Source organism: uncultured Agitococcus sp. (assembly GCF_937920075.1).
Lineage (GTDB): Bacteria > Pseudomonadota > Gammaproteobacteria > Pseudomonadales > Moraxellaceae > Agitococcus.
In genome coordinates this window covers 1-2235 of record NZ_CALETI010000444.1, presented here as the reverse complement: position 1 = coordinate 2235, position 2235 = coordinate 1, and the positions used below count along the sequence as shown (strand labels likewise).

The 2235-nt window shown below is 39.5% G+C and carries 2 protein-coding genes; one reads left to right on the top strand and one right to left on the bottom strand.

Translation table 11 applies throughout. The features are described from left to right. A partial coding sequence (locus Q0212_RS14970; protein WP_297926989.1) for a GMC family oxidoreductase occupies nucleotides 1-1425 on the top strand: 1425 nt, incomplete at its 5' end. A gap of 56 nt (nucleotides 1426-1481) precedes the next feature. On the opposite strand, the gene Q0212_RS14965 is transcribed toward Q0212_RS14970, so the two are convergent. Next, nucleotides 1482-2003 carry a 1-acyl-sn-glycerol-3-phosphate acyltransferase gene (locus Q0212_RS14965; protein WP_297926991.1) on the bottom strand — a complete coding sequence of 174 codons (522 nt, stop codon included), beginning with the start codon at nucleotides 2001-2003 and terminating at the stop codon, nucleotides 1482-1484. Nucleotides 2004-2235: the final 232 nt, after the last annotated feature.

The window sequence follows — 2235 nt, the reverse complement described above, 5'->3', positions numbered from 1 at the left end:
ATTGAAGAAGGTGCTTTAAAAACTTCTGCTAACTTTAAAGATTTAGATGAAAGTCGCGCCTATCGAGAGTTATATCAAGAAGGTGCGGGTCGTGCGAGTAGTGATGGTGCTATTGCTATTTTACAAGGCCGAGCTGTGGGCGGCACAACCGTGGTTAACTGGACAGCCAGCTTTAGAACACCTAACGAAACCCTAAAGCATTGGGCGGATGTGCATCAAGTTAAAGGTCATAGTGCCGAAGAGATGAAACCGTGGTTTGAAAAAATGGAGCAACGGTTAAATATTGCACCGTGGGCAATGGCGGCCAATCCTAATAATCAAGTATTAACTGATGGTTGCCAAAAACTGGGTTGGGAATGGCATGTTATTCCACGTAATGTTAAAGGCTGTTGGAATAGTGGTTATTGTGGTTTAGGTTGTCCTGTAAATGCTAAACAGTCAATGTTAGTTTCGACTATTCCCACGGCTTTGAGTCAAGGTGCAGAGTTAATACATCATTTACGCATTGAAAAGATTTTCTTTAGTGGCAATAAAGTGACAGGCTTATTAGGCTTGGCTTTAGATACTAGTACTCATAAACGCACAGGTATTGAAGTTCAAATCAAAGCTAAACATTATATTATTGCAGGCGGCGCACTAAATAACCCTGCCCTATTGTTGCGTTCACAAACCCCAGACCCATATAAACGTGTTGGCAAACGTACCTGTATTCATCCTGTAGTGTTAACTTTGGCTCAAATGCCACAAAAAATTGATCCTTATCATGGCGCGCCACAATCAATTGCCTCTGACTTTTTTCAATGGAAAGATGGTGCAACAGGTAAAATGGGCTATAAACTCGAAGTTCCGCCTGTATTTCCTGCCATTGCCAGTGGCATTTTTGGTACATGGGGGCAAACGCTTAAAGACGAAATGGCCTTATTACCACACACTAATGCCATGTTAGCTTTAATGCGTGACGGTTTTGTGGAGCAAAGCCAAGGTGGTCAAGTGTCGATTGATGACAAAGGAAACCCCGTTTTAGATTACGATATCACTGATTTTGTTTGGGATGGTGCAAAGCGTGCGTATTTGAGTATGGCTGAGGCACAATTTGCCGCAGGAGCAAAAAAAGTGCGTGCAGCTCATTTGGATGCAACATGGGTTAACTCATGGCAAGCAGCCAAAACCCAAATTGAACAACTACCTTATAAAAAGTTTCGTACAGCTGTCTTCACTGCCCATTTAATGGGAGGCTGTATGATGAGTGATAATGAGCAAATGGGCGTGGTTAACAGCCAAGGCCGTCATCATCAATTAGAAAACCTGTCTATTTTCGATGGCTCAGTCTTTCCAACCAGTTTAGGAGTAAACCCACAATTGTCGATTTATGGCTTAGTGGCACAAAATGCGAGCACTTTAGCTGCCAAATTAAAAGTTACTTAATTTTTTGATGATACAGTGAACAGGCGGCTCTGTTAATCTTAACAGAGCCTTGATTTTTAGTGATGATAATCCAAATCAACACTAAATTTTTCGGGGTATTTACCAGCAATGTCTTTATAAAATGACATGATTTCATACATATCTTTTTTCATATCACCACTTGGATAAACAACTTTACCTACTCCAGCCTCTTTTTTCTTATAATCTAAATACCCTAAAGCAATGGGTACATTCGCTGCGACTGCAATATGATAAAAACCCGTTTTCCATTTTGTTCGCAAAGAACGGGTTCCTTCAGGTGTTACCAACATAACAAAATCTGGGTGCGCTTTAAATAAATCCGCCATCAACTGAACCATACTTGGCCGCGCTTCGCCATCTTTTTTAGGCCGTCTATTTATACCTACTCCTCCCATATACCGAATAAACGGGCCATAAGGAAAACGCATATAACTATCTTTAATCGTAATTTTGACAGGTATTCCCATCAAAACAAACGCTAAACGAGTATAAAGCGCATCCCAGTTAGATGTGTGAGGAGCTGCAATCATTACACATTGTTTGATATGCGTTGGCATTTGATTATTAAAAGTCCAACCAGTGAAAGCAAAAGTACCACGTGCAATAAACCTAGAAATCATAAATTTAGTATCTTTATATTAGTCAATAACGTCTATAAATATAGCACAAAAAAGACAATTGTATTTTATATAATAGAATTTAGCCTAAGAAAACATATTATTTTTCTGTTTTTTAAAGTAAAAAACCCTTCTAGTGTTTGCTAGAAGGGTTTTTTTGATTGGAGTCTGG